The organism is Streptomyces sp. NPDC050164 (assembly GCF_044459945.1).
In the GTDB taxonomy this organism is placed as follows: Bacteria; Actinomycetota; Actinomycetes; order Streptomycetales; family Streptomycetaceae; genus Streptomyces; species Streptomyces coeruleorubidus_A.
Map to the genome: position 1 here is coordinate 49,803 of NZ_JBITJK010000035.1, position 25,292 is coordinate 75,094.

Consider the following 25,292-nt stretch of genomic DNA (forward strand, 5'->3'; position numbering starts at 1 on the left):
ATCACCTCACCGGTCTCATTCGACAGGAACCCCATGAGCGACACTTCCCCCTACGGCTTCGAGCTTGTGCGGCGTGGGTACGACCGCGCTCAGGTGGACGAACGTATCTCCAAGCTCGTCTCCGACCGTGACAGCGCTCTCGCCCGCATCACCGCTCTGGAAAAGCGCATCGAGGAGCTCCACCTCGAGACGCAGAACGCCCAGGCCCAGATCAGCGACGCCGAGCCGTCGTACGCGGGTCTCGGCGCGCGCGTGGAGAAGATCCTCCGCCTCGCCGAGGAAGAGGCGAAGGACCTGCGCGAGGAGGCCCGGCGCGCGGCCGAGCAGCACCGCGAACTCGCCGAGTCGGCGGCCCAGCAGGTGCGCAACGACGCCGAGTCGTACTCGGCGGAGCGCAAGGCCAAGGCCGAGGACGAGGGCCTGCGGATCGTCGAGAAGGCCAAGAGCGACGCCGCCCAGCTGCGTTCCGAGGCGCAGAAGGACGCGCAGTCCAAGCGCGAGGAGGCGGACGCCCTCTTCGAGGAGACCCGCGCCAAGGCCGCGCAGGCCGCCGCGGACTTCGAGACGAACCTCGCCAAGCGCCGCGAGCAGTCCGAGCGCGATCTGGCCTCCCGTCAGGCCAAGGCCGAGAAGCGTCTCGCCGAGATCGAGCACCGCGCCGAGCAGCTCCGCCTGGAGGCGGAGAAGCTGCGCACGGACGCCGAGCGCCGCGCCCGCCAGACGGTGGAGACGGCCCAGCGCCAGGCCGAGGACATCGTGGCCGACGCCAACGCCAAGGCCGACCGCATCCGTTCGGAATCCGAGCGCGAGCTCGCGGCCCTCACCAACCGCCGCGACTCCATCAACGCCCAGCTGACGAACGTCCGCGAGATGCTCGCCACGCTCACGGGCGCCGCGGTGGCCGCCGCCGGTACGCCGGCCGAGGACGAGCCGGTCTCCCGCGGGGTCCCGGCCCAGCAGTCCCGGTAACACCGGGGCATACGGAGCCTGAATCTCCGCAAAGCCCTCTGCCGCCTGGGTGGCAGAGGGCTTTGTCCCGTTCTAGCGTGGCGGCATGATTGAGCTCGAGGGGCTGACCAAGCGTTACGGCGAGAAGGTGGCGGTCAACAACCTGTCGTTCACCGTCAGACCAGGCATCGTCACCGGCTTTCTCGGGCCCAACGGCGCGGGCAAGTCCACGACCATGCGGATGATCCTTGGTCTGGACCACCCGACCGCCGGCGACGTCCGGATCGACGGCAAGCACTACCAGCAGCTCAAGGACCCGCTGACGTACATCGGCGCCCTGCTGGAGGCCAAGGCCTGGCACGGCGGGCGCACCGCCTACAACCACCTGCTGTGCCTCGCGCAGAGCAACGGCATTCCGCGCGGCCGGGTGCGGGAGGTGCTGGACACGGTCGGGCTGACGGCCGTCGCGAAGAAGAAGACCAAGGGCTTCTCCATGGGCATGGGGCAGCGGCTCGGCATCGCGGCCGCGCTGCTCGGCGATCCCCGGATCCTGATGTTCGACGAGCCGGTCAACGGGCTCGACCCCGAGGGCATCCACTGGATCCGCACCCTGATGAAGTCCCTGGCGGCGCAGGGCCGGACCGTCTTCGTCTCCTCCCATCTGATGAGCGAGATGGCGCTGACCGCCGACCACCTCGTCGTCATCGGGCAGGGGCGGCTGCTCGCGGACACCTCCATGGCCGACTTCATCGCGCGCAACTCACGGTCCTACGTCCGGGTCCGCAGCCCGCAGCGGGAGCGGCTGCTCGACGTGCTGCACCAGGCCGGGACCGTGGCGGTCGAAAGCGGTGACGGGGTGCTGGAGGTGGACGGCGGCAAGGCCGAGCACGTCGGCGAGCTGGCGGCGCAGCACGGGATCACGCTGCACGAGCTGAGCCCGCAACAGGCCTCGCTGGAGGAGGCGTTCATGCGGCTGACCGCGGAGTCGGTGGAGTACCACGCACACAGCGAGACGGGTCCCGAGCCTTCAGGGCAGCAGCGGGGCGACGGCTGGAAGAGGGGCTGAGCATGGCGACGACGCAGGTCGTACGGTCGGAGTGGACGAAGATCCGGTCGGTGGCGTCCACGGTGTGGACCCTCTCGCTGGTGGTGGTCGTGACGGTCGCCCTCGGCATGCTGATCTCGGCCCTGTCCAAGAACGAGTTCGACTCCATGGGTGCGCAGGGGCGGGCGGAGTTCGACCCGACGTTCATCAGCTTCGCGGGGATGAGTCTCGGGCAGCTCGCGATGATCGTGTTCGGTGTGCTGGTGGTGTCGAACGAGTACAGCACCGGCATGATCCGCACCTCGCTGGCCGCCGTGCCGCAGCGCGGCTCCTTCCTGTTCAGCAAGATCGCGGTCGCCAGTGCGCTCGCCCTCCTGGTCGGGCTCGTCACCAGCTTCGCCGCCTTCTTCCTGGGGCAGGCGATGCTGGGTGAGCACCGGGCGGAGATCGGCGACCCGGGGGTGCTGCGGGCGGTGTTCGGCGGCGGCCTCTACATGGCGCTGATCGCGATGTTCTCCATGGGCGTCGCCGCGATGCTGCGCTCGCCGATGCTGTCGCTGGGCATCCTGATGCCTTTCTTCTTCCTGATCTCCAGCGTCCTGGGCAATGTCGACGCGACGAAGAAGGTCGGCCGGTTTCTGCCCGACCAGGCCGGCAGCAAGATCATGCAGGTGGTCACGCCCATCGACGACGACACCCCGTACGGGCCGTGGGGCGGCCTCGGGATCATGGGGTTGTGGGTGCTCGCGGCACTGGTCGGCGGGTATGTGCTGCTCAAGAAGCGCGACGCCTAGGAGGGGCTGTCGGGGCGCGTCGTGCTCAACCCTTTACTTTCTTTTGGGCGGAACCGTCAGCGCCTCGATATCCTCCTAACCCTTACGGGGGGCGTGTGCCCCGCTGTCCTGAACCTTGCGATGGGTGCGGAGCATGATCGAAGCAGTCGGCCTGACGAAGCGCTACGGCGACAAGACCGCTGTGTACAACCTTTCCTTTCAGGTGCGGCCGGGAGCGGTCACCGGCTTCCTCGGGCCGAACGGCTCGGGCAAGTCGACGACGATGCGGATGATCCTCGGCCTGGACAACCCGACGGCCGGGCATGTGACGATCGGCGGCTATCCGTACCGCAAGCTGCCCAACGCCCCCCGCCAGGTCGGTGCCCTGCTGGACGCCAAGGCCGTGCACGGCGGCCGGGCCGCCCGCAATCACCTGCTGTGCCTGGCCCAGCTGTCGGGCATCCCGGCCAAGCGGGTGGACGAGGTGCTCGGGGTCGTCGGCCTCCAGGACGTGGCCAAGAAGCGGTCCAAGGGCTTCTCCCTGGGCATGGGGCAGCGGCTCGGCATCGCCGCCGCGCTGCTCGGCGACCCGCAGGTGCTGCTGTTCGACGAGCCGGTCAACGGCCTCGACCCCGAGGGCATCCTCTGGGTGCGCAACCTGATGAAGGCACTCGCCGCGGAGGGCCGTACGGTCTTCGTCTCCTCCCATCTGATGAGCGAGATGGCGCTGACCGCCGACCACCTCATCGTCATCGGGCGCGGGCAGCTGCTCGCCGACATGAGTGTCACGGACTTCATCTCCGCGAACTCCGCGGACTTCGCGCGCGTCCGGACGCCCGACACCGAGCCGCAGCAGCGTGAGAAGCTGTCGGCCGCGCTCACCGAGTCGGGCGGGCACGTGCTGCCCGAGCAGGACGGCGCGCTGCGCGTGACCGGGCTGCCGCTCCCCCGCATCAGCGACATCGCGCACGACCACGACGTACGGCTGTGGGAGCTGTCGCCGCACCAGGCCTCGCTGGAGGAGGCGTACATGCGGATGACGCAGGGCGCGGTCGACTACCGCTCGACCATCGACCAGAAGGAAGGGCTCCAGCAGCCGCTGCCGCCCGGGGCGCAGCCCCCGGTGCCGGTGCCCGGGCAGGGCCAGCCCGACTGGTACGCCCCGCCGCCGCCCCAGCAGGGCGGGCAGCCCTTCTCGATGCCGCCGCAGGGCGCGCCGGGCCAGGCACCGGCCGGCCCGTACGGCCCACCCGGGGCCCCGGGAACGCCCAACCCGTACGCCCAGCCGGCAGGTCAGACGCCGCAGACGCCCGCGCAGCACGCGGGCCGGGCAGCACCCCAGCCCCCGGCAGCGCCCGCCGCGCCGGCTGCGCAGGCGAGCGCCGCGCCCGCGCAGCCCGCAAGCCGGGCACCGCAGGCCGGCCCGGCGGCGCCCGTCGCCCAAGCGGGCGCGGGTGCGCCGCCGGCAGCCGCGCAGCCGGCTGCCCGGCCGGTCCCTCAGGCGCCCGTCGCGCCCGCGCCCGTCCCGACCTCCGACCTGACCAAGCCCGAGGACCCCCGATGAGCAGCCCCCAGCCCCAGATGCCGCCGGCCGCACCCACCTGGGAGGCGGCGCCCGGTTCTTCGTACCCCGGCTACACCTCGCCGATCCCGGTCGTGCGGACGCACCTCGGGCATGCCATCGCCTCCGAGTGGACGAAGATCAGGTCGGTACGCTCCACGATGTGGACGCTCGGCGTGTTCGTCCTGCTCGTCGTCGGCATCGGCACGCTGACCGGCGTGGTGGTGGCGAACTCCGACCCGGCCCTGTCCGGCGAGAGCCCGCTCGGGCTGGGCTTCTTCGGGCTGTTGCTCGGCAGCATGTGCATCATCACGCTGGGCGTGCTGACCACGGCCTCCGAGTACGGCACGGGCATGGTCCGCACCACGATGGTCGCGTGCCCGAGCCGGGGCCGGGTGCTGGCGGCGAAGGGCATCGTGTTCTTCCTGGTCGCGTTCGTGGTGACGCTGGTGTCGGCGACCCTCGTCGCCTTCCTGCACGTGGCGATGCTGGAGGGCCAGGGCGCCAAGGACCCGTCCACCGGGGAGTGGCTGAGGGGCACGGTCGGCATCGCGGCGTACGTCGCGCTGCTGGGCCTGCTCTCGCTCGCCATCGGATCGATCATCCGGCACTCGGCGGGCGCCATCACCATCATGATCGGCGCCGTGCTCGCCCCGCTGGTGATCGCGCTGTTCATGTTCTCGGAGTCGCTGCAGGACATCCGCGACGCGCTGTTCGAGTACTCGATCCCGAACCAGCTGAGCGTCTTCTACTCCAACTCCCTCAGCCAGTCCGGCCCGTCCGGCTGGGACCCGCTGTGGATCATCCTCGGCGCGACGGCCGTCGCGTTCGCCGCCGCCTTCGCGCTGCTGGAGAAGCGGGACGTCTGAGGTCCGTCAGAATCTGGGCGCGTTACGGGACCGCCGCACCCCCGGGGTGCGGCGGTCCCGCGCGTTCCAGCAGGCCTTGTGCCAGTGCCGGCGGTCGTCGACGCCCGTGTGCTCGGACCAGGCCACCACGTGCGGCACTCCGTCCGGGATCATCTGGTCGCAGCCGGGGCAGCGGTACGACTTGCCCTGCGCGCTCGCGCCGGCCACGTGCCGCACGCTCCAGTTCTCGCCCTGCCAGTTCTCCGACGACTGCCAGCCGCCGTAGCGGCCGGGGCGGTCGTCCTCGGCGCTCCGGCCGGACGAAACAGCGCCCTTGGGTCGGTTGCGACGCGGGGACACGGGACACCTCTCGGGGCTATACAGGACACGGGGCGCGTCCAGCCTACGCGGCGCGGACCGGGGTACGCGTACGCCACCGATCGCCACAAGTCCCTCGCCGGGCGCGGCGGGGTCCGCCGAGCTCTCCCCGTGGGAGTCTTCCCGGGCTCCGCGCGGAACGCCCCATTCTGCAGACAATCCGCAAAATGCCTCGACCGGCCGTGTCCTCGGCACGTGTCAGACGGTTATGCCCTGTGGGGGAGCTCCCGTGTCGGAGCCAAGGAAGCAGGAAAGCAATGCGCGTTGGAAGTTTCGTGTTGGCGGCCCAGTTCCCCGGTCAGGGCGAGGGAGAGGCGCTGCACCGCGCGGTCCGCTCGGCCGAGGTCGCCGAGGAGGCCGGGCTCGACACGGTCTGGCTGGCCGAACACCACTTCGTGCCGTACGGCACGTGCCCGTCGGCGGTCACCCTGGCCGCTTTCCTGCTCGGCCGCACCCGCCGTATCCGGGTCGGTACGGCGGTCAGCGTCCTGCCCACCACCCACCCCGTGGCCCTGGGCGAACAGGCGGCGCTGCTGCACCACACGAGCGACGGCCGTTTCACGCTCGGCGTCGGGCGCGGCGGCCCGTGGGTCGACCTGGAGGTGTTCGGTGCGGGTCTGGAGGCGTACGAGAAAGGGTTCCCGGAGTCCCTGGACGTACTGGTGCGCTGGCTGCGCGACGCGTCGGTGGCGGCCGACGGGGAGCGCTTCCGCTTCCGTGAAGTCCCGGTGGTTCCCCGGCCGTCGGAGGCCCTGACCGAGGCCGAGGGGCCCGAGCTCGTCGTCGCCTGCACGTCGCCGGCGAGCGTGCGGCTGGCGGCCGAGCGCGGTCTGTCGATGCTGCTCGGGATGCACATCGGGGACGAGGAGAAGGCCGAGATGGTCGCCCTGTGGCGGCGGCACGCGCGGGCGTGCGGCCGGCCGGCTGAGGAGATCCAGGGCGCGTCCCATGTGTCGGCGGGCGTCTGCCAGATCGCGGACAAGCGGGTCGACGCGGCGGAGACGCTGATGAAGGCGATGCCGGGCTGGTTGAAGCAGGGCCTGGAGGCGCATGTCACGGTCGACGGGCGCACACGCCGGATGCGCGACCCGCTGGCGTACACCGAACTGCTCTGCGGACTGCACCCGGTGGGCACACCAGCGCTGTGCGCCGACCGGCTGGCGGCGACCAGCGAGCGGACCGGCATCTCCCGCTTCGCCCTGCTCGTGGAGGGCTCCGGGGACCTGGCGGCGACGGAGGAGAACGTACGGCGGCTGGGGGCCGAGGTGCTCCCCCAACTCGCCTGAAAGCGCGGTGGGCTCCTGGGGCTTGCCGCTCCGGTACAGAAACTGCACCTCCCCCGTACGGAGCGGCAAGCAAGCGGCGCCGCGTCAGCAGTCCCGGAACTCGGGTGACTGGTTGAGCACCTGGCTGCGGACCGAGGTGAAGCGGCCCAGCTTCTCGTCGACCGAGGAGTCAAGCGGGAACACCGCCACCCGGTGGCAGTTCTGGAAGGCCAGTCGCACACCGAAGTGCCGTTGCAGCGCGCCGCGTATCGCGTCACTCGCAAGCGCACGCAGCAACTGACCGCGTGCCTGCTCGTCCGGCGGAGGCGTCTGGTTGTCGGCGAACGCACCGCCGTCCACCTTCAGCTGGACCACCAGGGAGCTGATCATCTCCCACGCATAGGGCAGGGAGGTCCGGACGCAGTCGACGAATTCCGCTTCGTCGACCTCGCCTCGCTCGGCCTGTTCGAGTAGGGCCGGTGAGACGTCGAGCGACATGAGTTCTCCTCTCGCACCCCCGCCCGGCGGGCAGGGGTTGCCGGACAGATAAGGGAGTTCGCGATACCGGACACGCTGCGTACACACATCGCGACCTCCCGTTCATACCGTAAGCAACCGACGGTGACGGCACCAGGAGAATGCGCAGATGAGGCACTCCCAATGAGCACACCCTGCACACAATCGGCCAATACCGAACACGTGTTTTCCAGGGCGAATCGCGTCGACAGGTGCCTGTCGAGTAGCGTTGCCGACCATGCGTCTCGTCATTGCCCGCTGCTCCGTGGACTACGCCGGGCGGCTCACCGCCCACCTTCCCTCGGCCCCGCGCCTGATCCTGGTGAAGGCGGACGGCAGCGTCTCGATCCACGCCGACGACCGGGCCTACAAGCCCCTGAACTGGATGTCGCCGCCCTGCACGCTGAAGGAGGGCGCCGGCGAGGATGAGGGCGTCTGGACCGTCGTCAACAAGGCGGGCGAGAAGCTCATCATCACGATGGAGGAAGTCCTCCACGACTCCTCGCACGAACTGGGCGTCGATCCCGGCCTGATCAAGGACGGCGTGGAAGCGCACCTCCAGGAGCTGCTCGCCGACCGCATCGAAACACTCGGCGACGGCTACACCCTCATCCGCCGCGAGTACCCGACGGCCATCGGTCCGGTCGACATCCTGTGCCGGGACGCCGACGGCAAGACCGTCGCGGTGGAGATCAAGCGGCGCGGTGAGATCGACGGCGTGGAGCAGCTGACGCGTTATCTGGAGCTGCTGAACCGCGATCCCCATCTCGCCCCGGTCCGCGGCATCTTCGCCGCGCAGGAGATCAAGCCCCAGGCCCGGGTCCTCGCGACCGACCGCGGCATCGGCTGCCAGGTCCTCGACTACGACGCGCTGCGGGGCATCGAGGACGACAAGCTGCGGCTGTTCTGACCCACTGCAATACACGACGAAGAGGGCCGGGTCCGAGGAACGGACCCGGCCCTGCTGCGTGCACGGCTGTCAGATCACCGGGTCCGGGCTGCTTTCCGGCGCGCTCGCGGTGGTGCTCGTGGGAGCGCTCGGCGCCGGGCCGCTGGCCGAGTCGGAGGTGGACGGCTGCGAGGTCGGCGGCTGGGATGTCGGCGGTTGCGAGGTCGGCGGCTGGGACGTGGGCGGCTGTGAGGTCGGCGGCTGGGACGTCGTCGGCGGCTTCGACGTCGTGGGGGGCTTGGACGTCGTCGGCGGCTTGGACGTGGCCGGCGGCTTCGAGGTGGTGGGCGGCTTCGACGTCGCCCCGGGGTCGCTGGGGTCAGCGGAACCGCTGGGATCTCCCGTCGGGGTCGGATCGTCCGAGGTGCCCGGCGTGCCGTCCGGGCCCGGGTCGGTCGGGCGGCTCGTCGCCGCGCCCGTGTCGCCGTCGCCGTCGTTCGCCGGCCGGTCGGCGCCCAGGCTGCCGTCGTCGACGCCCTGGCTGGCCGAGGGGTTGACGCCGACCTGGTCGGACGGCGGGTTCGTCTCCTTGTCGGACGTGGCGCCGAGGGTCACCACCGTGCCGAGCACGGCGACGAGCAGGGCACCGGCGCCGGCGGCCACGAGGTTGCGCCGGGCCAGGCCCCTGAGGCCGCCCTGGGCCTTGCGCGAGGGCGCGGGCGAGCTGTGGCGGGTGACCAGGGTCGGCGAGGCAGGCTGCTGGAGGGTCGGGAAGGCCGCCGGAACACCACCGGCCGGGGAAGCCGACTCCTCGTACCGGGCGTCGGGCACCTCCTCGCCCGCGGTCGGCCCGAGCCCGATCGGGGTGCCCGAGCGGTCGGCTACCAGGGCGAGGGCACGGCGGCCGGCGACGGTGCCGCGCTTGTCGGAGAGGGCGCCGCGCAGGCCGATGGAGGCCTCCAGTTCGGCGCGGGCCCGGTCGAGCTGTCCGCCGCACAGGGCGAGGATGCCGAGCTCGTGGTGGAAGTAGGCCTCTTCGGCGACGTCCCCGGCGAGCCGGGCGGCCTCGGCGCCGGTGCGCAGGACGCGTTCCCAGGCGCTCCAGTGCAGTCCGGCGGCGAACGCGGGGGCGGCGGTGCGCGCCAGGTGCACGGCCGGGCTCTCCTCGCCCTCGGCGGGCGGGCTGGTGAGCGGCCCGAGCAGGGCCAGGGCGGCGAGGAGGGCATCGGCCTCGGCGCACACGCGCTCCGGGGTGACCGAGGGGTGCCCGGCCCACCAGGAGTAGTGCTGGGCGGCGCTGCGGGCGCCCGCCTCTGCCTCGTCGGCGTATCCGGCGGCCTCCAGCTGGGTCAGGACACCCGCGGCGAGCCGGTAGCGGGAGCCGACCGGGGAGACCAGGCCGCAGGCGGCCAGTTCGCCGAGCGCGGCGTCCGCGTGGGTGTCGCCGACCAGGGCGGGCAGATGCGCCTGGTGCGGCACCTCGCCGCCGAGCGCGACGGCGAACCGCAGGGTGGCGCGGGCGGAGGCGCTCAGCCGGGAGGCGAGCAGCGGCGCGGGGGCGGCGGCCTCGCCGAGCGAGGGCAGCGGTACGTCGTCGCCGTCGGCGGCCTCGCAGACGTCGGCCGGGGGCGCGTCCTCGAAGACGCCGAACTCGTCGACGGCGCGCAGCCGGTCGCGCTGCCGCAGCAGGGCACCGGCCTGGACGAAGCGCAGTGGCAGGCCCTCGGACTCGAACCAGAGGTCACCCGCCCAGTTGGACTCCTCCTCGGTGAGGGGCCGGCCGACGGCGTGTTCCAGCAGGTCGAGCCCGGCCGCGCGCTCCAGGCCGCCGAGGAAGACCTCCTCGACGGCGGCGTCGGCGGAGGGCGCCGGCACGTCCGGGGTGGCGCCGAGCAGGAGGGCGCACTCGGGGGTCGCCTCCAGCAGCTCGTCGAGCCCGGCACCGCCGAACTCGAGGTCGTCGAGGACGACGACCGCGGCGATCTCACGGACGTAACCGAGCAGTTCGTCCCGGTCCGGGCGGTGCAGGGGGGCGTTGTACACCGCGTAGAAGAGGTCGTACAGCAGGTCGCCGGAGGTGCGGCCGAGGCCGTTCAGGCGGACGACGCCGTCGGGGGCGAGGTCGGAGCAGTCCTCGCAGACGAGGTCGAGGAGGCGGGTGCGGCCGCAGCCGGCGGGGCCGGTGAGGCGGACCGAGCGGCCACGGGCGAGCAGGCGCACCAGTCGCTCGCGTTCGTCCTGGCGGGCCAGCAGCGGCAGGCTGGGTTGCGCGGGGCCGGGCGGGACGGGCGGCCGGGCCGCGCGCTCGGCCTCGGCGCGCTCCGTGGTGCTGAGCTTCGACGGTCCGGCGGGCCGTTCGGCGGGCGGGCACACTTCTATCTCGCTGCCGTCGACGGGGTTGACGGTCAGCAGGAAGTCGCCGGAGACCAGCTGCACCGTGCGGGCGAGCGCGGGCGCGTGCTGGCTGAAGTCCGGTGTGAGGGATTCCCTGGGCGGGCGCTGGCGCGGCGACTGACTGTCGCCGTCGTGGCCGTACTCCTCGGGTCCCCGGGTGTTCGGGTCCATAGGTCAAAGCCCCCCAAAAGCGTGTGTGTGCCCTGAAAAGCCCCTCCCGGCCTTGCTGCACACCGCGCTGTCGCTTCTGGTCCGGGCCCGCTGGAAGGGTTTCAAGTCAGCGGGCAGCCGAACCCTAAACCTTCGCACAGTATCTACGACAGTCCGGGGTACCGCGTCGTCCGAGACGTCACGGTCTCGTGAGGATTGTGCGCGTCGCACGATTCGACGACGTCCGTCCGGGTCTCCCCGGTCTCCCGGTTCACACCCGCACAATGCGTCACACGCGAGGCAGAGTCTCCACCCCGATGCCCCCCTCGATCGCCAGGATCCGGTGCAGGCGGGTGGCCACCAGCAGGCGCTGCATCTGCGGCGGCACGCCGCGCAGGACCAGGCGCCGGCCGCAGCGGCCGGCCCGTCGGTGAGCCCCCATGATCACACCGAGTCCGGTGGCGTCCCAGGAGTCCAGTTCGGACAGGTCCAGTACCAGGTCGCCGACTCCGTCGTCGACGGCCGAGTGCAGGACCGTACGGGCGTCCGCCGCGCTGCGGACGTCGAGGCGGCCCCCGACGACCAGCTCGGCGTGGTCGCCCCTGATGTGCATATGCGCTCCCCGTGCGTGCGTCTCGTGCTCCGCGTTCTGATGCCGGTGATGCAACCTCTGACTGTGCGAGGGGGGCAGAGGTTGCTTCTTGTAAGCGAACCGATACCGAATTCACCCCAGGGTGTGATGGGCTCCGGGGCATGTGCGGTTTCAGTGCTTGTAGAAGCCCTGCCCGCTCTTGCGTCCGATGTCACCGGCGTCAACCATCCGGCGCATCGACTCGGGAGCCGCGAACTTCTCGTCCTGGGACTCGGTGTAGATGTTGCTCGTGGCGTGCAGCAGGATGTCGACGCCCGTCAGGTCCGCCGTCGCCAGCGGGCCCATGGCGTGGCCGAAGCCCAGCTTGCAGGCCAGGTCGATGTCCTCGGCGCTCGCGACGCCCGACTCGTGCAGCTTCGCGGCCTCGACGACCAGGGCGCAGATGAGACGGGTCGTCACGAAGCCGGCGACGTCGCGGTTGACGACGATGCAGGTCTTGCCGACCGACTCGGCGAACTCCCGGGCGGCGGCGAGGGTTTCGTCGCTGGTCTTGTAGCCGCGGACCAGTTCGCACAGCTGCATCATCGGCACCGGCGAGAAGAAGTGCGTGCCGACGACGCGCTCGGGGCGCTCCGTCGCGGCGGCGATCTTGGTGATCGGGATGGCGGAGGTGTTGGAGGCGAGGATCGCCTCGTCCTTCACCAGCTTGTCGAGCGCGCGGAAGATCTCGTGCTTGATCTCGAGCTTCTCGAACACGGCCTCGACGACGACGTCCGCGTCTGCCGCGGCGTCCAGGTCGGTGGTCGCGGTGATCCGGGCGAGGGCGGCGTCGGCGTCGTGGGCCTCCAGCTTGCCCTTGGCGACGAACTTGTCGTACGAGGCCTTGATGCCGTCGGTGCCCCGCTTCAGCGCCTCGTCGGTGACGTCGCGCAGGACCACGTCCCAGCCCGCCTGTGCGGAGACCTGGGCGATGCCGGATCCCATGAGGCCGGCTCCGATGACGGCGAGCTTCCGTGCCACTGTGCGACTCCCCTGACGCGCTGTTTATGTCTGCCTCTCGGGCGGACACTAGCGCTCGTGAGGGCCTGTGTGACCAGTAAGTAATGCGCGTCACGTCTCACATGACGGACATCACACCGGCAGGGGTCATCCCGCGCCCCGGACGGCGTAGTTGAGCACCTTCTCGCTCAACAGCTCCTCGATGTCGTCGAGGAGGACGAGCATCTCCCGTGACACTTCGTCCGGATTGCGCCCCTTGGTCATCTCGCGGCCGATCGCGACGAAGACGGTGCCGTGGACCCAGCAGATCTGACCGGCGATCAGCCTCGGCAGCGGGTCGCCGCCCTCGGCACCCGTCTCCTCGCGGAGGGTCGCCTCCAGGTTGTCCTGGAGCTCCTGCTGAATGCGCCACAGCCGGGAGCGCAGCGGTGGCGCCTCGTCGATGCAGCGCATGAAACGGTCATAGCCCTCGATGAGGCCCATCCGGGGCGAGACGGCCTCGATCTCGGCGCGCAGCTCGCGGAGCACCGCCCGGGCGGCCGACTCCCCCGCGTCCCGGCCGCGCACCCAGCGGGAGAGCCGGTCGACGACCCCCTGGGAGCGGTCGAAGAAGAGGTCCTCCTTGGCCGGGAAGTAGTTGTAGACGGTGTTGACGGAGACGTCGGCCGCCTCCGCCACGTCCGCGATCGTCACGGTCACGAACCCGTGCTCCAGGAACAGTCCGGTGGCGATGTCCGAGATGCGCTGCCTGGTCTCGCGCTTCTTCCGCTCCCTGAGCCCCTCAGCCATGTCCGAATCCTAGCTTCCCTGGTGTCTCTCAAAACTTGGGGTCATTGCAAAATTTAAGAGACTCTGTTTTTCTGTGGAGCATGGCAATCATCAGTACGGCCGGCCTGGCCCGTACCTTCCGGACCAAGCGCGGCCCCGTGGACGCCGTGCGCGGCATCGACCTGACCGTCCGCGAGGGCGAGATCCTCGGCTTCCTCGGCCCGAACGGGGCCGGCAAGACGACCACCCTGCGGATGCTGACGACCCTGCTGGAACCGACCGGCGGCGCCGCCACCGTCGCGGGCCGCGACCTGGCGACCGACCCGGCCGGGGTGCGGCGGGCCTGCGGCTACGTGGCGCAGTCCGGCGGGGTCGACCCGCAGATCAGCGTGCGGGAGGAGCTCGTCACCCAGGGGCGTCTGTACCGGCTGACGAAGGCGCAGGCCGCCGAACGCGCCGAGGAACTGGCCCGCGACCTGGGCCTCACCGAGTTGCTCGACCGCAAGTGCGCGGCGCTCTCCGGCGGACAGCGGCGCCGCCTGGACATCGCGATGGCGCTGACCCACCGCCCGGAGGTGCTGTTCCTGGACGAGCCGACGACCGGTCTCGACCCGGGCAGCCGGGCCGACCTGTGGGACCTGGTGCGCCGGCTGCGCGACGAGCACGGCACGACCGTCTTCCTGACCACGCACTACCTGGACGAGGCCGACGCCCTCTCCGACCGGCTGGTCGTCGTCGACCACGGCGTGGTCGTCGCCGAGGGCACCCCGAGCGCGCTGAAACTGCGGTACGGCGGCTCGCTCGACGCCTCGCTCCAGGACACGTTCCTCGCCATCACCGGCCGCAGCGCCGCGCCGGCCGACCAGGCCCCCGTCGCCGTATGAGACGCACAGGACGCAGAGGATCCACGATGCTGTTGCACGACACCGCGCTCGTCTACGGGCGCTACCTGCGCCAGTCCCTCCGCTCGCGCTTCGCACTGCTCTTCGGGGTGCTGATGCCGCTGCTGTACCTGCTGTTCTTCGGCCCCCTGCTGACGGACCTGCCGCTCGGCGAGCGGGGCAGCTCCTGGCAGGTGCTCGTCCCCGGCCTGCTGCTGCAACTCGGCCTGTTCGGGGCGTCGTTCGCGGGCTTCGCGATCATCCTCGAGAAGGGCCAGGGGGTGGTCGAGCGCATGCGCGTCACCCCCGTCAGCCGACTGGCCCTGCTGCTCGGCCGGGTGCTCAGGGACGCCACGGTGTTCGTCTTCCAGGCCGTACTTCTGGTGCTGGCGGCGGTGGTGATGGGCCTGCGGGCACCGCTGCCCGGCGTCCTGATCGGCTTCGCGTTCGTCGCGCTGCTCAGCCTCTCGCTGGCCGCGCTGTCGTACGCGCTGGCCATGAAGCTGGACACCCCGCAGAGCTTCGGCCCGGCGATCAACGCGCTGACCATGCCGTCGATGCTGCTGTCCGGGCTGATGCTCCCGATGACCCTGGGCCCGGCCTGGCTGGACGTGCTGTCGCACCTCATGCCGTTCCGCTATCTGGTCGACGCCGTCCGGGACGCCTACGTCGGCTCCTACGCCACGGCACACATGCTGTACGGCGTCCTGGTGGCCGTCGGCTTCACGGCCCTGTCCGTGACAGTGGGCACACGCGTGTTCCGAACGGCCGGAGCGTAACTACGCTGGCCACATGGTCAATCTGACGCGCATCTACACCAGGACCGGCGACCAGGGCACCACCGCCCTCGGCGACATGAGCCGGGTCGCCAAGACCGACCTGCGGATCGCGGCGTACGCCGACGCCAACGAGGCGAACGCGGTGATCGGCACGGCCATCGCGCTGGGCGGCCTGGACGAGGAGATCGTCAAGGTCCTCACCCGCGTGCAGAACGACCTGTTCGACGTGGGCGCGGACCTGTCGACGCCGGTGGTGGAGAACCCCGAGTTCCCGCCCCTGCGGGTGGAGCAGTTCTACATCGACAAGCTGGAGGCGGACTGCGACCGCTTCAACGAACGGCTGGAGAAGCTCCGCTCCTTCATCCTCCCGGGCGGCACCCCCGGCGCGGCTCTCCTCCACCAGGCCTGCACAGTGGTCCGCCGAGCGGAACGCTCGACGTGGGCGGCCCTGGAGGTCCACGGCGAGGTCATGAACCCGCTGACGGCCACCTACCTCAACCGCCTCTCCGACCTCCTGTTCATCCTCGCAAGGACGGCGAACAAGGAGGTCGGAGACGTGCTGTGGGTGCCGGGCGGGGAGCGCTGAAGCCGCACCCCCGAGGGGCGGACAACTGCGCGACCGGCCCCGACGCACCCGCACTCGGCAGGCGGCGCTCAGCCCCGGCGCCGCGCGCCCTGCCACAGCCCGGCGGCGACCAGCACTCCGCCGACGCACATCATCACGATGCCGACCTTCGTGAGGGTGACGACGGGGACCTCCACGCCGCCGGTGAACAGCCACAACCCGAGGCCGATCACGAAGGTGACGATCCCTTCCACCAGGTTCCCGCGGGCCTTGCTCATCGGTGCGCCCCCTCCTTCTCCAGCGCGACCTCCGACTCACCCGCCGGAGCCTTCCGCGGCCAGATCCAGTAGCTCAGCGCGATCAGGCCGTGGATGCCGGCCGTGCGCCAGGCCACGTAGCGCCAGCTCTCCAGGGACGTGACCCGGCTCGGATCGTCCACGTACCAGATGGCCAGTTGGAGCAGCGCGGTCGCGACGACGGCGCCGATCAGCGTGCCCGTCCAGACCCTGCCCTCGTGGCGCGCCCGGGCCATGCCGTAGCGCGGGGGCCTGACCGGCGGCGGCGCCCCGCCGAACCGGTGGGCGGCGTGGCCGTCGAGCCACTTCACCGTGCGGTGACCGTGCCCCACGGTGTAGCCGATGTACAGCGCGGCCAGCCCGTGCGTCCAGTTCGGTTCGGCGCCGTTCTTCAGGTCCAGCGCGGTGGCGACCAGCAGGACGACCTCCAGCATCGGCTCGCACAGCAGCAGTGCCAGCCCCGTACGCGGCATGCGCAGCAGGTAGCGGAAGGCCAGTCCGGCCGCCAGCAGCACCCAGAAGCCGATCTCACAGGCGGCGATCAAGGCGACGATCACGATGCGCTCCTCTCGGTCACCTCTTCAGGCTCCCGTGCGCAGCGGCCGGAATCGTCGTCGCGACTGACGAACCCGCGGTACATCGAAAGATGCAGCCGGGGACCCTCCGCGGGGTCCACGCACCCGGCGCGACGGCCGTGTTGGATGGTGTCATGGCCGTACGACTCCCCCGCCCACGCCGTTTCGACGTCTACGTCGCGCTCGGCGGCCTGCTCGGCGGGCTGCTGCTCTGGGGCGTCGGTCTGGCCACCCGTCCGCACACCGAGGCGTACGTGCTCCTGCCGGGCCGCTGGCCGGTCCTGCCGCCGCTGCTCGTCATGGCCGGCTGCGAGCTGCTGCGCCGGACCGCCCCGCGCACGGCCCTGCTGACCGGCACGGCCGCGCTCCTCCTGGACACCGTCACCCAGGGCAACCTGGTCACGATCCTGATGTACACCGACCTCATGTACGCGGCCGTCCTGTACGGCCCGCCCGCCTCGGCCCACCGCATCCCGCGGATCACCGGGCTGCTCTCGCTGGCCGGGACCGTGGTGCCGTTCGCGCTGTGGCGCGAGCCCGAGGCGCTGCTGATCGGCGTGATCACCGGCCTCGTCACCTTCGGCCCCGCCTCCACCGGCCTCATCGTCCGCAATCACCGCGAGGCCGCGGAGGCGGCCCGGCTGCGTGCCGAGCAGACCGCGCTGCTCGCGGAGATGGACCGTACCCAGGCAGTCACCGCCGAGCGCGCCCGGATGGCCCGCGAGCTGCACGACATGGTCGCCAACCACCTGTCCGCGATCGCCATCCACTCCACCGCCGCGCTCTCCCTCCAGGACCCGAAGACCTCCCAGGAGGCCCTGACCGTCATCCGCGAGAACAGCGTGGCGGGGCTCGCGGAGATGCGGCGGCTCATCGGGATCCTCCGTGACTCGAGCGGTGACGTCGAGCCGGTCGCCGCCCCCACGCTCGACGGGCTCGCCGCCCTGGTCGAGAACGCGCGCACCAACGGCCTCGACATCACGCTCGACGCCGCCCACGGGACGGTCCCCGCTCCCGTCGAACTCGCCGCCTACCGCATCGTGCAGGAGTCCCTCACCAACGCCCTCAAGCACGCCGGCCCCGGCCGGGTCACCGTCGCCCTCGCCCGGCAGGACGGTGCGCTGACCGTCGCGGTGACCAGCCCGTACGGGGACCGGGACCAGCCCAGCGCCCCCGGCTCCGGCGCCGGGCTCATCGGCATGCGCGAGCGCACCGCCCTGCTGGACGGCACCTTCGAAGCCGGCCCCGAGGACTCGCCCGGCGGCAAGGTCTGGGCCGTACGCGCCACCCTCCCCGTGCACGACACCGTCGAAGGAGACACCGCATGATCCGCGTCCTGGTCGCCGAGGACCAGTCCGCCGTCCGCGCAGGCCTGGTCCTCATCCTGCGCAGCGCGCCCGACATCGAGGTGGTCGGCGAGGCGGCGGACGGCGAGCAGGCGGTGGCGCTGGCCCGCGAGCTGCGACCGGACCTGGTACTGATGGACATTCAGATGCCGCGCCTGGACGGGGTGTCGGCGACCCGGCAGGTCGTTACGGAACGGCTCGCCGACGTGCTGGTGCTGACCACCTTCGACCTCGACGAGTACGTCTTCGGGGCACTGCGGGCCGGCGCATCCGGCTTCCTGCTCAAGAACACCGAGGCGAAGGAGCTGCTGGAGGCCGTACGCACGGTCGCGCGCGGGGAGGGGCTGATCGCCCCGGCCGTCACCCGGCGGCTGATCGCGGAGTTCGCGGCGAAGCCGGCACGGGAGCCCGCGGCCGACCCGGCCGTCCTCGACCGGCTGACGCGGCGCGAGCGCGAGGTGCTGTCCTGCCTCGGCGAGGGCCTGTCCAACGCGGGCATCGCCGAGCGGCTCGACATGGCCGAGGCGACGGTGAAGACCCATGTCAGCCGCCTGCTGGGAAAGCTGGAGCTACGCAGCCGGGTGCAAGCGGCCGTCCTGGCACAGGAGTTGGGGATCTGACCCGGCCGCAGATCACTACGGTCGCGGTGGTCCAGACCTATTGACCGGTGGTCCAGACCTTCCTATTCTCACCGCACCATGAGTGGGCGTGAGGCTCAGTCACGCCCCCACAACTCCATCAAGGAGGCGCAGCATGCGCTTCAGACACAGAGCCGCGGCAGGGTTCGCGACCCTGTTGCTCCCGCTGGCCGGTCTCGTCGGCCTCGCGAGCCCGGCCCAGGCCGCGACATCCGCCACCGCGAGCTACACCAAGACGCAGGACTGGGGCTCCGGCTTCGAAGGCAAGTGGACGGTGAAGAACACCGGGACCACGACCCTCAGCTCCTGGACCGTCGAGTGGGACTTCCCCTCCGGCACGTCCGTCACCTCCGCCTGGGACGCCGACGTCACCTCCTCCGGCACTCACTGGACCGCGAAGAACAAGTCCTGGAACGGCACCCTCGCCCCCGGCGCCTCCGTCTCCTTCGGCTTCAACGGCACCGGCTCCGGCTCCCCCGCGAACTGCAAGCTCAACGGCGCCGGCTGCGACGGCGGCAGCGTCCCCGGCGACGCCCCGCCCTCCCCACCCGGCACCCCCACCGCATCCGGCATCACCGACACCTCGGTGAAGCTGACCTGGTCCGCCGCCACCGACGACAAGGGCGTCAAGAACTACGACGTCCTGCGCGACGGTACGAAGGTCGCCACGGTGACGACCACCTCGTACACGGACACCGGCCTGACCGCCGGCACCGACTACTCCTACACCGTCCAGGCCCGCGACACCGCCGACCAGACCGGCCCGGTCAGCGGCGCGGTGAGGGTGCGCACCACCGGCGGCTCGCAGGAACCCCCGCCCACCGGCGACAAGATCAAGCTCGGCTACTTCACCGAGTGGGGCGTCTACGGCCGCAACTACCACGTCAAGAACCTGGTGACCTCGGGCTCGGCGTCGAAGATCACGCACATCAACTACGCCTTCGGCAACGTCAAGAACGGCCAGTGCACGGTCGACGACACCTACGCCGCCTACGACAAGGCCTACACCGCCGACCAGTCCGTCAGCGGCACCGCCGACACCTGGGACCAGCCGCTGCGCGGCAACTTCAACCAGCTCCGTCAGCTCAAAGCCAAGTACCCGCACATCAAGGTGCTGTACTCGTTCGGCGGCTGGACCTACTCCGGCGGCTTCGGCCAGGCAGCGCAGAACGCGGCCGCCTTCGCCAAGTCCTGCAAGGCCGTCGTGGAGGACCCGCGCTGGGCCGACGTCTTCGACGGCATCGACATCGACTGGGAGTATCCGAACGCCTGCGGTCTGACGTGTGACACCTCGGGCCCGGCGGCGTTCAGGAACCTCTCCCAGGCACTGCGCGCCGAATTCGGCAAGGACTACCTGGTCACCGCCGCGATCACGGCCGACGCCTCCGCCGGCGGCAAGATCGACGCGGCCGACTACGGCGGTGCCGCGCAGTATCTCGACTGGTACAACGTGATGACCTACGACTACTTCGGCGCCTTCGACAAGGACGGCCCGACCGCCCCGCACTCCCCGCTCACCTCGTACCCCGGCATCCCGCAGGCGGGCTTCAACTCGGCCGACGCGATCGCCAAGCTGAAGGCGAAGGGCGTCCCGTCCGCCAAGCTCCTGCTCGGCATCGGCTTCTACGGCCGCGGCTGGACCGGCGTCACCCAGTCCGCCCCCGGCGGCACGGCGACCGGCGCGGCACCCGGTACGTACGAGGCCGGCATCGAGGACTACAAGGTCCTCAAGAACTCCTGCCCGGCCACCGGCACGATCGCGGGCACGGCGTACGCGCACTGCGGCAGCAACTGGTGGTCGTACGACACTCCCTCGACGATCGCCGGGAAGATGACCTGGGCCAAGAACCAGGGGCTGGGCGGCGCCTTCTTCTGGGAGTTCAGCGGCGACACCGGCAACGGTGAGCTGGTGACGGCCATCGTCAACGGGCTCGACTGACAGACGAACCTAGGCGACATTGACGCTCCCCAGACTTCGTCCGGGGGACCCCCACCCAGCGAGTGAATGCGGCTACGCCACATTCACTCGCTGTCCGGGCGGGGCCGCCTCGAGCCACGCGAGGAAACCGGTCAGCGCGTCCTCGCTCATGGCCAGCTCCAGCCGGGTACCCCGGTGCAGACAGACGAGGATCACATGGTCGGAGAGCAGCGCCAGCTCCTCCTCGCCCTCCGGGACCCGGCGGCCGACCACCTCGATCGCGGAACGCTCCAGGATCCGGCGCGGGCGCGGCGAGTACGAGAAGACACGGAACCACTCGACGCGGTCGCCGTTATACCGGGCCACCCCGTACGCCCAGCCCTTGCCGTTGGTGTCGCCCTGCTCCGGGGCGTCCCAGCGCAGGCTGGCGTCGAAGGTGCCGCCCGAGCGCTGGATGAGCCGGCGGCGAAGACCGAAGACGAACAGTCCCACCACGACGAGAGCCACGACAATTCCGCACACAGTCAGAGCGAGGACCATCGACACCGACCTCCTCGTCTCCTAGGTAACGGAACGTAAAAAACACCCACATCCGCCTCAGCCGCGACTGGGTCCGGATCTCTCCGGTACCCAGCCGCGGCTGAGTGACGTCATCACACGACGGGCGGGGTCAGCGCGCCGCCGTGGCCGCACGCAGACGGACGTCCGCGCGGCGCCGGGCCTCCGCGTCGTCCTCCGCCTTCGCACGCTCCAGCTCCTGCTCCGCGCGCTGGACATCGATCTCGTCCGACAGCTCCGCGACCTCGGCGAGCAGCGAGAGCTTGTCGTCCGCGAACGAGATGAAACCGCCGTGGACCGCGGCGACGACCGTCCCGCCATCACTCGTACGGATGGTCACCGGGCCCGACTCCAGCACACCGAGCAGCGGCTGGTGACCGGGCATGACGCCGATGTCGCCGGACGTGGTGCGCGCGACGACCAGGGTGGCCTGGCCGGACCAGACCTCACGGTCGGCCGCGACCAGCGCGACGTGCAGCTCAGCAGCCAAGGGTGGCTCCTCGGGTCACCACCCGGCGGGAGTGCCGGGTGTTGGTTACAAGTCTAGTAGGCGTGACAGAGGGGGCGGGACGCGCCCGCCCCCTCCGCCGTGAGCACGAGCTCACATCGAGCGCGAGGCTCAGGAGACGCCCAGCTCCTGCGCGTTCTTCTTCAGGTCCTCGAGACCACCGCACATGAAGAACGCCTGCTCCGGGAAGTGGTCGTACTCGCCGTCGCAGATCGCGTTGAACGCGGCGATCGACTCGTCCAGCGGCACGTCCGAACCGTCCACGCCGGTGAACTGCTTGGCGGCGTGGGTGTTCTGGGACAGGAAGCGCTCCACGCGACGGGCACGGTGGACGACGAGCTTGTCCTCCTCGCCGAGCTCGTCGATACCGAGGATCGCGATGATGTCCTGCAGGTCCTTGTACTTCTGCAGGATGCTCTTCACGCGCATCGCGGCGTTGTAGTGGTCCGCCGAGATGTACCGCGGGTCGAGGATCCGGGACGTGGAGTCCAGCGGGTCCACGGCCGGGTAGATGCCCTTCTCGGAGATCGGACGGGAGAGCACCGTCGTCGCGTCGAGGTGGGCGAAGGTGGTGGCCGGGGCCGGGTCGGTCAGGTCGTCCGCGGGGACGTAGATCGCCTGCATCGAGGTGATCGAGTGACCACGGGTCGAGGTGATGCGCTCCTGGAGGACGCCCATCTCGTCGGCCAGGTTCGGCTGGTAGCCCACCGCGGAGGGCATACGGCCGAGCAGGGTCGACACCTCGGAACCGGCCTGGGTGAAGCGGAAGATGTTGTCGATGAAGAACAGCACGTCCTGCTTCTGGACGTCACGGAAGTACTCCGCCATCGTCAGGCCGGCCAGGGCCACGCGCAGACGGGTGCCCGGGGGCTCGTCCATCTGCCCGAAGACCAGGGCGGTCTTGTCCAGAACGCCGGACTCTTCCATCTCCGCGATGAGGTCGTTGCCCTCACGGGTGCGCTCACCGACGCCCGCGAAGACGGACACGCCCTCGTGGAGGTTGGCGACACGCATGATCATTTCCTGGATCAGCACGGTCTTGCCGACACCGGCACCACCGAACAGACCGATCTTGCCGCCCTTGACGTACGGGGTGAGAAGGTCGACGACCTTCAGGCCCGTCTCGAACATCTCGGTCTTCGACTCGAGCTGGTCGAACGCGGGGGCCTTGCGGTGGATGGACCAGCGCTCGCCCTCGTAGGCCTCGTCGCTGTTCAGCACCTCACCGAGGGTGTTGAACACCTTGCCCTTGGTGAACTCGCCGACCGGGACGCTGATGCCCACGCCGGTGTCGACTACGGGAGCCTGGCGGACCAGGCCGTCGGTGGGCTGCATGGAGATCGCGCGGACCAGGCCGTCACCCAGGTGCTGGGCGACCTCCAGGGTCAGCGTCTTCTTCTCGCCCGCGAGCGCCGGGTCGGCGACCTCGACGTGCAGGGCGTTGTAGATCTCAGGCATCGCGTCGACGGGGAACTCCACGTCGACGACCGGGCCGATGACCCGGGCGACGCGGCCCGTAGCCGTCGCGGTCTCAACAGTGGTGGTCATTTATCGGTCACTCCCCGCGGTCGCGTCGGCCAGGGCACTGGCGCCACCGACGATCTCGCTGATTTCCTGGGTGATTTCGGCCTGGCGGGCCTGGTTGGCAAGCCGGGTGAGCGTCTCGATGAGCTCTCCGGCGTTGTCGGTGGCCGACTTCATCGCGCGCCGCGTGGCGGCGTGCTTGGAGGCGGCCGACTGGAGCAGCGCGTTGTAGATCCGGCTCTCCACATAGCGCGGCAGCAGGGCGTCCAGGACGTCCTCCGCCGAGGGCTCGAAGTCGAACAGCGGGAGGATCTCGCCCTTGGGCTTGGCCTCCTTCTCGACCTCTTCGAGGCTGAGCGGCAGCAGCCGGGCCTCGATGGCCGTCTGCGTCATCATCGACACGAACTCGGTGTAGACGATGTGGAGCTCGTCCACGCCGCCCTCGGCCGTCTCCGTCTCGATGGCCTCGATCAGCGGGGCCGCGACCTTCTTGGCGTCCGCGTACGACGGGTCGTCGGTGAAGCCCGTGAACGACTCCGCGATCTTGCGCTCGCGGAAGTTGTAGTGGGCGACACCACGGCGGCCGACGATGTAGCTGACGACCTCCTTGCCCTCACCCTCCAGACGCGCGGTGAGCCTCTCCGCGGCCTTGATGGCGTTGGAGTTGAAGGCGCCGGCCAGACCGCGGTCGCTCGTGAGGAGCAGGACCGCGGCACGGGTCGGGTTCTCCGGCTCCGTCGTCAGCGGGTGCTTGGTGTTCGATCCGGTGGCGACCGCCGCGACCGCCCGGGTGAGCTCGGTCGCGTACGGCGTGGACGCCGCCACCTTGCGCTGCGCCTTGACGACGCGCGAGGCGGCGATCATCTCCATCGCCTTCGTGATCTTCTTGGTCGCGGTGACGGATCGGATGCGACGCTTGTAGACCCGGAGCTGGGCTCCCATGAGTCAGGTCCCTTCCTTACGTCACTTGCCGGCAGCCGGGGCGTCCTCGCCGAGCAGCTTGCCGTCGGAGGTCTCGAACTGCTTCTTGAACTCCGCGATGGCGTCGGCCATGGCCTGGAGGGTGTCGTCCGACATCTTCCCGCCCTCGCGGATGGAGGTCAGCAGCCCCTGCTCCTTGCGGTGCAGGTACTCCAGCAGCTCCTTCTCGAAGCGGCGGATGTCGGCGACCGGAACCTCGTCCATCTTGCCGGTGGTGCCGGCCCAGATGGAGACGACCTGGTCCTCGGTGGCCATCGGCTGGTACTGCGGCTGCTTCAGCAGCTCGACCATGCGCTGACCGCGCTCCAGCTGCGCCTTGGACGCGGCGTCCAGGTCGGAACCGAAGGCGGCGAACGCCTCCAGCTCACGGAACTGGGCGAGGTCCACACGCAGACGGCCGGAGACCTGGCGGATCGCCTTGTGCTGGGCGGAGCCACCGACTCGGGAGACCGAGATACCGACGTTCAGCGCGGGGCGCTGACCGGCGTTGAACAGGTCCGACTCCAGGAAGCACTGGCCGTCGGTGATGGAGATGACGTTGGTCGGGATGAACGCCGAGACGTCGTTGGCCTTGGTCTCGACGATCGGCAGACCGGTCATCGAGCCGGCGCCCATCTCGTCGGAGAGCTTGGCGCAGCGCTCCAGCAGCCGGGAGTGCAGGTAGAAGACGTCACCCGGGTAGGCCTCACGGCCCGGCGGGCGGCGCAGCAGCAGCGACACGGCGCGGTAGGCGTCGGCCTGCTTCGACAGGTCGTCGAAGATGATCAGGACGTGCTTGCCCTGGTACATCCAGTGCTGGCCGATGGCCGAACCGGTGTACGGCGCCAGGTACTTGAAGCCGGCCGGGTCGGACGCCGGGGCGGCGACGATGGTCGTGTACTCCAGCGCGCCGGCCTCCTCCAGAGCGCCGCGCACGCCGGCGATGGTGGAGCCCTTCTGGCCGATGGCGACGTAGATGCAGCGGACCTGCTTGTCCGGGTCGCCGGTGCGCCAGTTGTCGCGCTGGTTGATGATCGTGTCGACGGCCAGGGCGGTCTTGCCGGTCTGGCGGTCGCCGATGATCAGCTGACGCTGGCCACGGCCGATCGGGGTCATGGTGTCGACGGCCTTGTAGCCCGTCTCCATCGGCTCGTGCACCGACTTACGGACCATGACGCCCGGAGCCTGCAGCTCCAGGGCGCGACGGCTGTCGGTCTCGATCTCGCCGAGGCCGTCGATCGGGTTGCCGAGGGGGTCCACCACGCGGCCGAGGTAGCCCTCGCCGACCGCGACGGACAGGACCTCGCCGGTACGGCTGACCGGCTGCCCCTCCTCGATGCCGCTGAACTCGCCGAGGACGACGCAGCCGATCTCGCGCTCCTCGAGGTTGAGGGCGAGGCCGAGGGTGCCGTCCTCGAACTTCAGCAGCTCGTTGGCCATGGTCGAGGGCAGGCCCTCGACCTTCGCGATGCCGTCGCCGGCAAAGGTGACCGTACCGACCTCCTCGCGCGAGGCCGCGTCCGGCTTGTACGCCTGGACGAAGTTCTCCAGCGCGTCCCGGATCTCCTCCGGCCGGATCGTGAGCTCCGCCATCTGGGTTCCCTGCTCTCCTTGTTGG

26 protein-coding genes are annotated in these 25,292 nt (G+C 70.5%); 13 read left to right on the plus strand and 13 right to left on the minus strand.

Features of this window, described 5'->3' with window-relative positions; translation table 11 throughout:
- Window positions 1–33: 33 nt before the first annotated feature.
- The 5 genes from ACIBNA_RS34200 to ACIBNA_RS34220 all read left to right on the plus strand — a co-directional run bounded on the left by ACIBNA_RS34200 (window position 34) and on the right by ACIBNA_RS34220 (window position 5,196).
- Window positions 34–969 carry a cellulose-binding protein gene (locus ACIBNA_RS34200; RefSeq protein WP_399169068.1) on the plus strand — a complete coding sequence of 312 codons (936 nt, stop codon included), beginning with the start codon at window positions 34–36 and terminating at the stop codon, window positions 967–969.
- Between the two features lie 85 nt (window positions 970–1,054).
- Window positions 1,055–2,014 carry an ABC transporter ATP-binding protein gene (locus tag ACIBNA_RS34205; protein WP_399169069.1) on the plus strand — a complete coding sequence of 320 codons (960 nt, stop codon included), beginning with the start codon at window positions 1,055–1,057 and terminating at the stop codon, window positions 2,012–2,014.
- 2 nt (window positions 2,015–2,016) lie between these two features.
- Window positions 2,017–2,787: an ABC transporter permease gene (locus ACIBNA_RS34210; RefSeq protein WP_399169070.1), complete on the plus strand. Its 771-nt coding sequence runs from the start codon at window positions 2,017–2,019 to the stop codon at window positions 2,785–2,787.
- A gap of 133 nt (window positions 2,788–2,920) precedes the next feature.
- Entirely contained in the window at window positions 2,921–4,330 is a 1,410-nt protein-coding gene (locus ACIBNA_RS34215) for an ABC transporter ATP-binding protein (protein WP_399169071.1), read from the plus strand.
- Window positions 4,327–5,196, plus strand: coding sequence for an ABC transporter permease subunit (locus tag ACIBNA_RS34220; RefSeq protein ID WP_399169072.1), 870 nt, complete (start codon window positions 4,327–4,329; stop codon window positions 5,194–5,196). Before ACIBNA_RS34215 ends, ACIBNA_RS34220 begins: the two co-directional genes overlap by 4 nt.
- A gap of 6 nt (window positions 5,197–5,202) precedes the next feature.
- On the opposite strand, the gene ACIBNA_RS34225 is transcribed toward ACIBNA_RS34220, so the two are convergent.
- A complete protein-coding gene (locus ACIBNA_RS34225) occupies window positions 5,203–5,535 on the minus strand; it encodes an ATP/GTP-binding protein (RefSeq protein ID WP_274819651.1) in 333 nt (110 codons plus the stop codon).
- A gap of 275 nt (window positions 5,536–5,810) precedes the next feature.
- On the opposite strand from ACIBNA_RS34225, the gene ACIBNA_RS34230 reads away from it, so the two are divergent.
- Window positions 5,811–6,839, plus strand: a complete 1,029-nt coding sequence (locus ACIBNA_RS34230; protein ID WP_399169073.1) for an LLM class flavin-dependent oxidoreductase — start codon at window positions 5,811–5,813, stop codon at window positions 6,837–6,839.
- Window positions 6,840–6,923: 84 nt separating this feature from the next.
- Here ACIBNA_RS34230 and ACIBNA_RS34235 read toward each other — a convergent pair whose 3' ends face one another.
- Complete coding sequence (locus tag ACIBNA_RS34235; RefSeq protein WP_142159417.1) at window positions 6,924–7,316, minus strand: SCO5389 family protein; 393 nt, start codon at window positions 7,314–7,316, stop codon at window positions 6,924–6,926.
- Between the two features lie 256 nt (window positions 7,317–7,572).
- On the opposite strand from ACIBNA_RS34235, the gene nucS reads away from it, so the two are divergent.
- On the plus strand, window positions 7,573–8,244 hold the full coding sequence (gene nucS, locus ACIBNA_RS34240) for an endonuclease NucS (RefSeq protein WP_399169074.1): 672 nt from the start codon (window positions 7,573–7,575) through the stop codon (window positions 8,242–8,244).
- 69 nt (window positions 8,245–8,313) lie between these two features.
- Here the strand turns inward: nucS and ACIBNA_RS34245 are convergent, their stop codons facing one another.
- The 4 genes from ACIBNA_RS34245 to ACIBNA_RS34260 all read right to left on the minus strand — a co-directional run bounded on the left by ACIBNA_RS34245 (window position 8,314) and on the right by ACIBNA_RS34260 (window position 13,147).
- Window positions 8,314–10,788: an ATP-binding protein gene (locus tag ACIBNA_RS34245; protein WP_399169075.1), complete on the minus strand. Its 2,475-nt coding sequence runs from the start codon at window positions 10,786–10,788 to the stop codon at window positions 8,314–8,316.
- Between the two features lie 268 nt (window positions 10,789–11,056).
- Window positions 11,057–11,380, minus strand: coding sequence for an STAS domain-containing protein (locus ACIBNA_RS34250; protein ID WP_003993003.1), 324 nt, complete (start codon window positions 11,378–11,380; stop codon window positions 11,057–11,059).
- A 150-nt stretch (window positions 11,381–11,530) separates the two neighbouring features.
- The gene (locus tag ACIBNA_RS34255; RefSeq protein ID WP_399169076.1) at window positions 11,531–12,379 is read right to left on the minus strand and encodes a 3-hydroxyacyl-CoA dehydrogenase family protein; all 849 of its coding nucleotides are present in this window, start codon (window positions 12,377–12,379) and stop codon (window positions 11,531–11,533) included.
- 126 nt (window positions 12,380–12,505) lie between these two features.
- Window positions 12,506–13,147 (minus strand): TetR/AcrR family transcriptional regulator, encoded by a 642-nt coding sequence (locus ACIBNA_RS34260; protein WP_399169077.1) that lies wholly within the window; start codon window positions 13,145–13,147, stop codon window positions 12,506–12,508.
- An 80-nt stretch (window positions 13,148–13,227) separates the two neighbouring features.
- Here ACIBNA_RS34260 and ACIBNA_RS34265 point away from each other — a divergent pair, with 80 nt between their 5' ends.
- From ACIBNA_RS34265 to ACIBNA_RS34275, 3 genes are read left to right on the plus strand one after another with little or no spacing between them, the layout of a single operon-like run.
- A complete protein-coding gene (locus ACIBNA_RS34265; RefSeq protein WP_399169078.1) occupies window positions 13,228–14,010 on the plus strand; it encodes an ABC transporter ATP-binding protein in 783 nt (260 codons plus the stop codon).
- A 26-nt stretch (window positions 14,011–14,036) separates the two neighbouring features.
- Window positions 14,037–14,786, plus strand: coding sequence for an ABC transporter permease (locus ACIBNA_RS34270; RefSeq protein WP_399169079.1), 750 nt, complete (start codon window positions 14,037–14,039; stop codon window positions 14,784–14,786).
- Window positions 14,787–14,799: 13 nt separating this feature from the next.
- Window positions 14,800–15,372 carry a cob(I)yrinic acid a,c-diamide adenosyltransferase gene (locus tag ACIBNA_RS34275; RefSeq protein ID WP_399169080.1) on the plus strand — a complete coding sequence of 191 codons (573 nt, stop codon included), beginning with the start codon at window positions 14,800–14,802 and terminating at the stop codon, window positions 15,370–15,372.
- A 68-nt stretch (window positions 15,373–15,440) separates the two neighbouring features.
- On the opposite strand, the gene ACIBNA_RS34280 is transcribed toward ACIBNA_RS34275, so the two are convergent.
- Both ACIBNA_RS34280 and ACIBNA_RS34285 read right to left on the minus strand, forming a co-directional pair.
- A complete protein-coding gene (locus ACIBNA_RS34280) occupies window positions 15,441–15,629 on the minus strand; it encodes a DUF5708 family protein (protein ID WP_399169081.1) in 189 nt (62 codons plus the stop codon).
- The gene (locus ACIBNA_RS34285; protein WP_399169082.1) at window positions 15,626–16,204 is read right to left on the minus strand and encodes a hypothetical protein; all 579 of its coding nucleotides are present in this window, start codon (window positions 16,202–16,204) and stop codon (window positions 15,626–15,628) included. The genes ACIBNA_RS34280 and ACIBNA_RS34285 overlap by 4 nt, the downstream gene beginning before the upstream one ends.
- A 152-nt stretch (window positions 16,205–16,356) precedes the next feature.
- Here ACIBNA_RS34285 and ACIBNA_RS34290 point away from each other — a divergent pair, with 152 nt between their 5' ends.
- The 3 genes from ACIBNA_RS34290 (at window position 16,357) to ACIBNA_RS34300 (ending at window position 20,145) form a co-directional block, all read left to right on the plus strand.
- Entirely contained in the window at window positions 16,357–17,550 is a 1,194-nt protein-coding gene (locus ACIBNA_RS34290; RefSeq protein WP_399169083.1) for a sensor histidine kinase, read from the plus strand.
- On the plus strand, window positions 17,547–18,188 hold the full coding sequence (locus tag ACIBNA_RS34295) for a response regulator (RefSeq protein WP_399169084.1): 642 nt from the start codon (window positions 17,547–17,549) through the stop codon (window positions 18,186–18,188). The genes ACIBNA_RS34290 and ACIBNA_RS34295 overlap by 4 nt, the downstream gene beginning before the upstream one ends.
- 133 nt (window positions 18,189–18,321) lie before the next feature.
- Complete coding sequence (locus tag ACIBNA_RS34300; protein ID WP_399169085.1) at window positions 18,322–20,145, plus strand: glycosyl hydrolase family 18 protein; 1,824 nt, start codon at window positions 18,322–18,324, stop codon at window positions 20,143–20,145.
- A 72-nt stretch (window positions 20,146–20,217) separates the two neighbouring features.
- Here ACIBNA_RS34300 and ACIBNA_RS34305 read toward each other — a convergent pair whose 3' ends face one another.
- The 5 genes from ACIBNA_RS34305 to atpA all read right to left on the minus strand — a co-directional run bounded on the left by ACIBNA_RS34305 (window position 20,218) and on the right by atpA (window position 25,267).
- On the minus strand, window positions 20,218–20,664 hold the full coding sequence (locus ACIBNA_RS34305; RefSeq protein WP_399169086.1) for a DUF2550 domain-containing protein: 447 nt from the start codon (window positions 20,662–20,664) through the stop codon (window positions 20,218–20,220).
- 130 nt (window positions 20,665–20,794) lie between these two features.
- Window positions 20,795–21,172 carry a F0F1 ATP synthase subunit epsilon gene (locus tag ACIBNA_RS34310; RefSeq protein ID WP_031117493.1) on the minus strand — a complete coding sequence of 126 codons (378 nt, stop codon included), beginning with the start codon at window positions 21,170–21,172 and terminating at the stop codon, window positions 20,795–20,797.
- A gap of 129 nt (window positions 21,173–21,301) precedes the next feature.
- The gene (atpD, locus tag ACIBNA_RS34315) at window positions 21,302–22,738 is read right to left on the minus strand and encodes a F0F1 ATP synthase subunit beta (RefSeq protein ID WP_399169087.1); all 1,437 of its coding nucleotides are present in this window, start codon (window positions 22,736–22,738) and stop codon (window positions 21,302–21,304) included.
- Window positions 22,739–23,656 carry a F0F1 ATP synthase subunit gamma gene (locus ACIBNA_RS34320; protein ID WP_399169089.1) on the minus strand — a complete coding sequence of 306 codons (918 nt, stop codon included), beginning with the start codon at window positions 23,654–23,656 and terminating at the stop codon, window positions 22,739–22,741.
- 21 nt (window positions 23,657–23,677) lie between these two features.
- The gene (gene atpA / locus ACIBNA_RS34325; RefSeq protein ID WP_399169090.1) at window positions 23,678–25,267 is read right to left on the minus strand and encodes a F0F1 ATP synthase subunit alpha; all 1,590 of its coding nucleotides are present in this window, start codon (window positions 25,265–25,267) and stop codon (window positions 23,678–23,680) included.
- Window positions 25,268–25,292 lie beyond the last annotated feature (25 nt).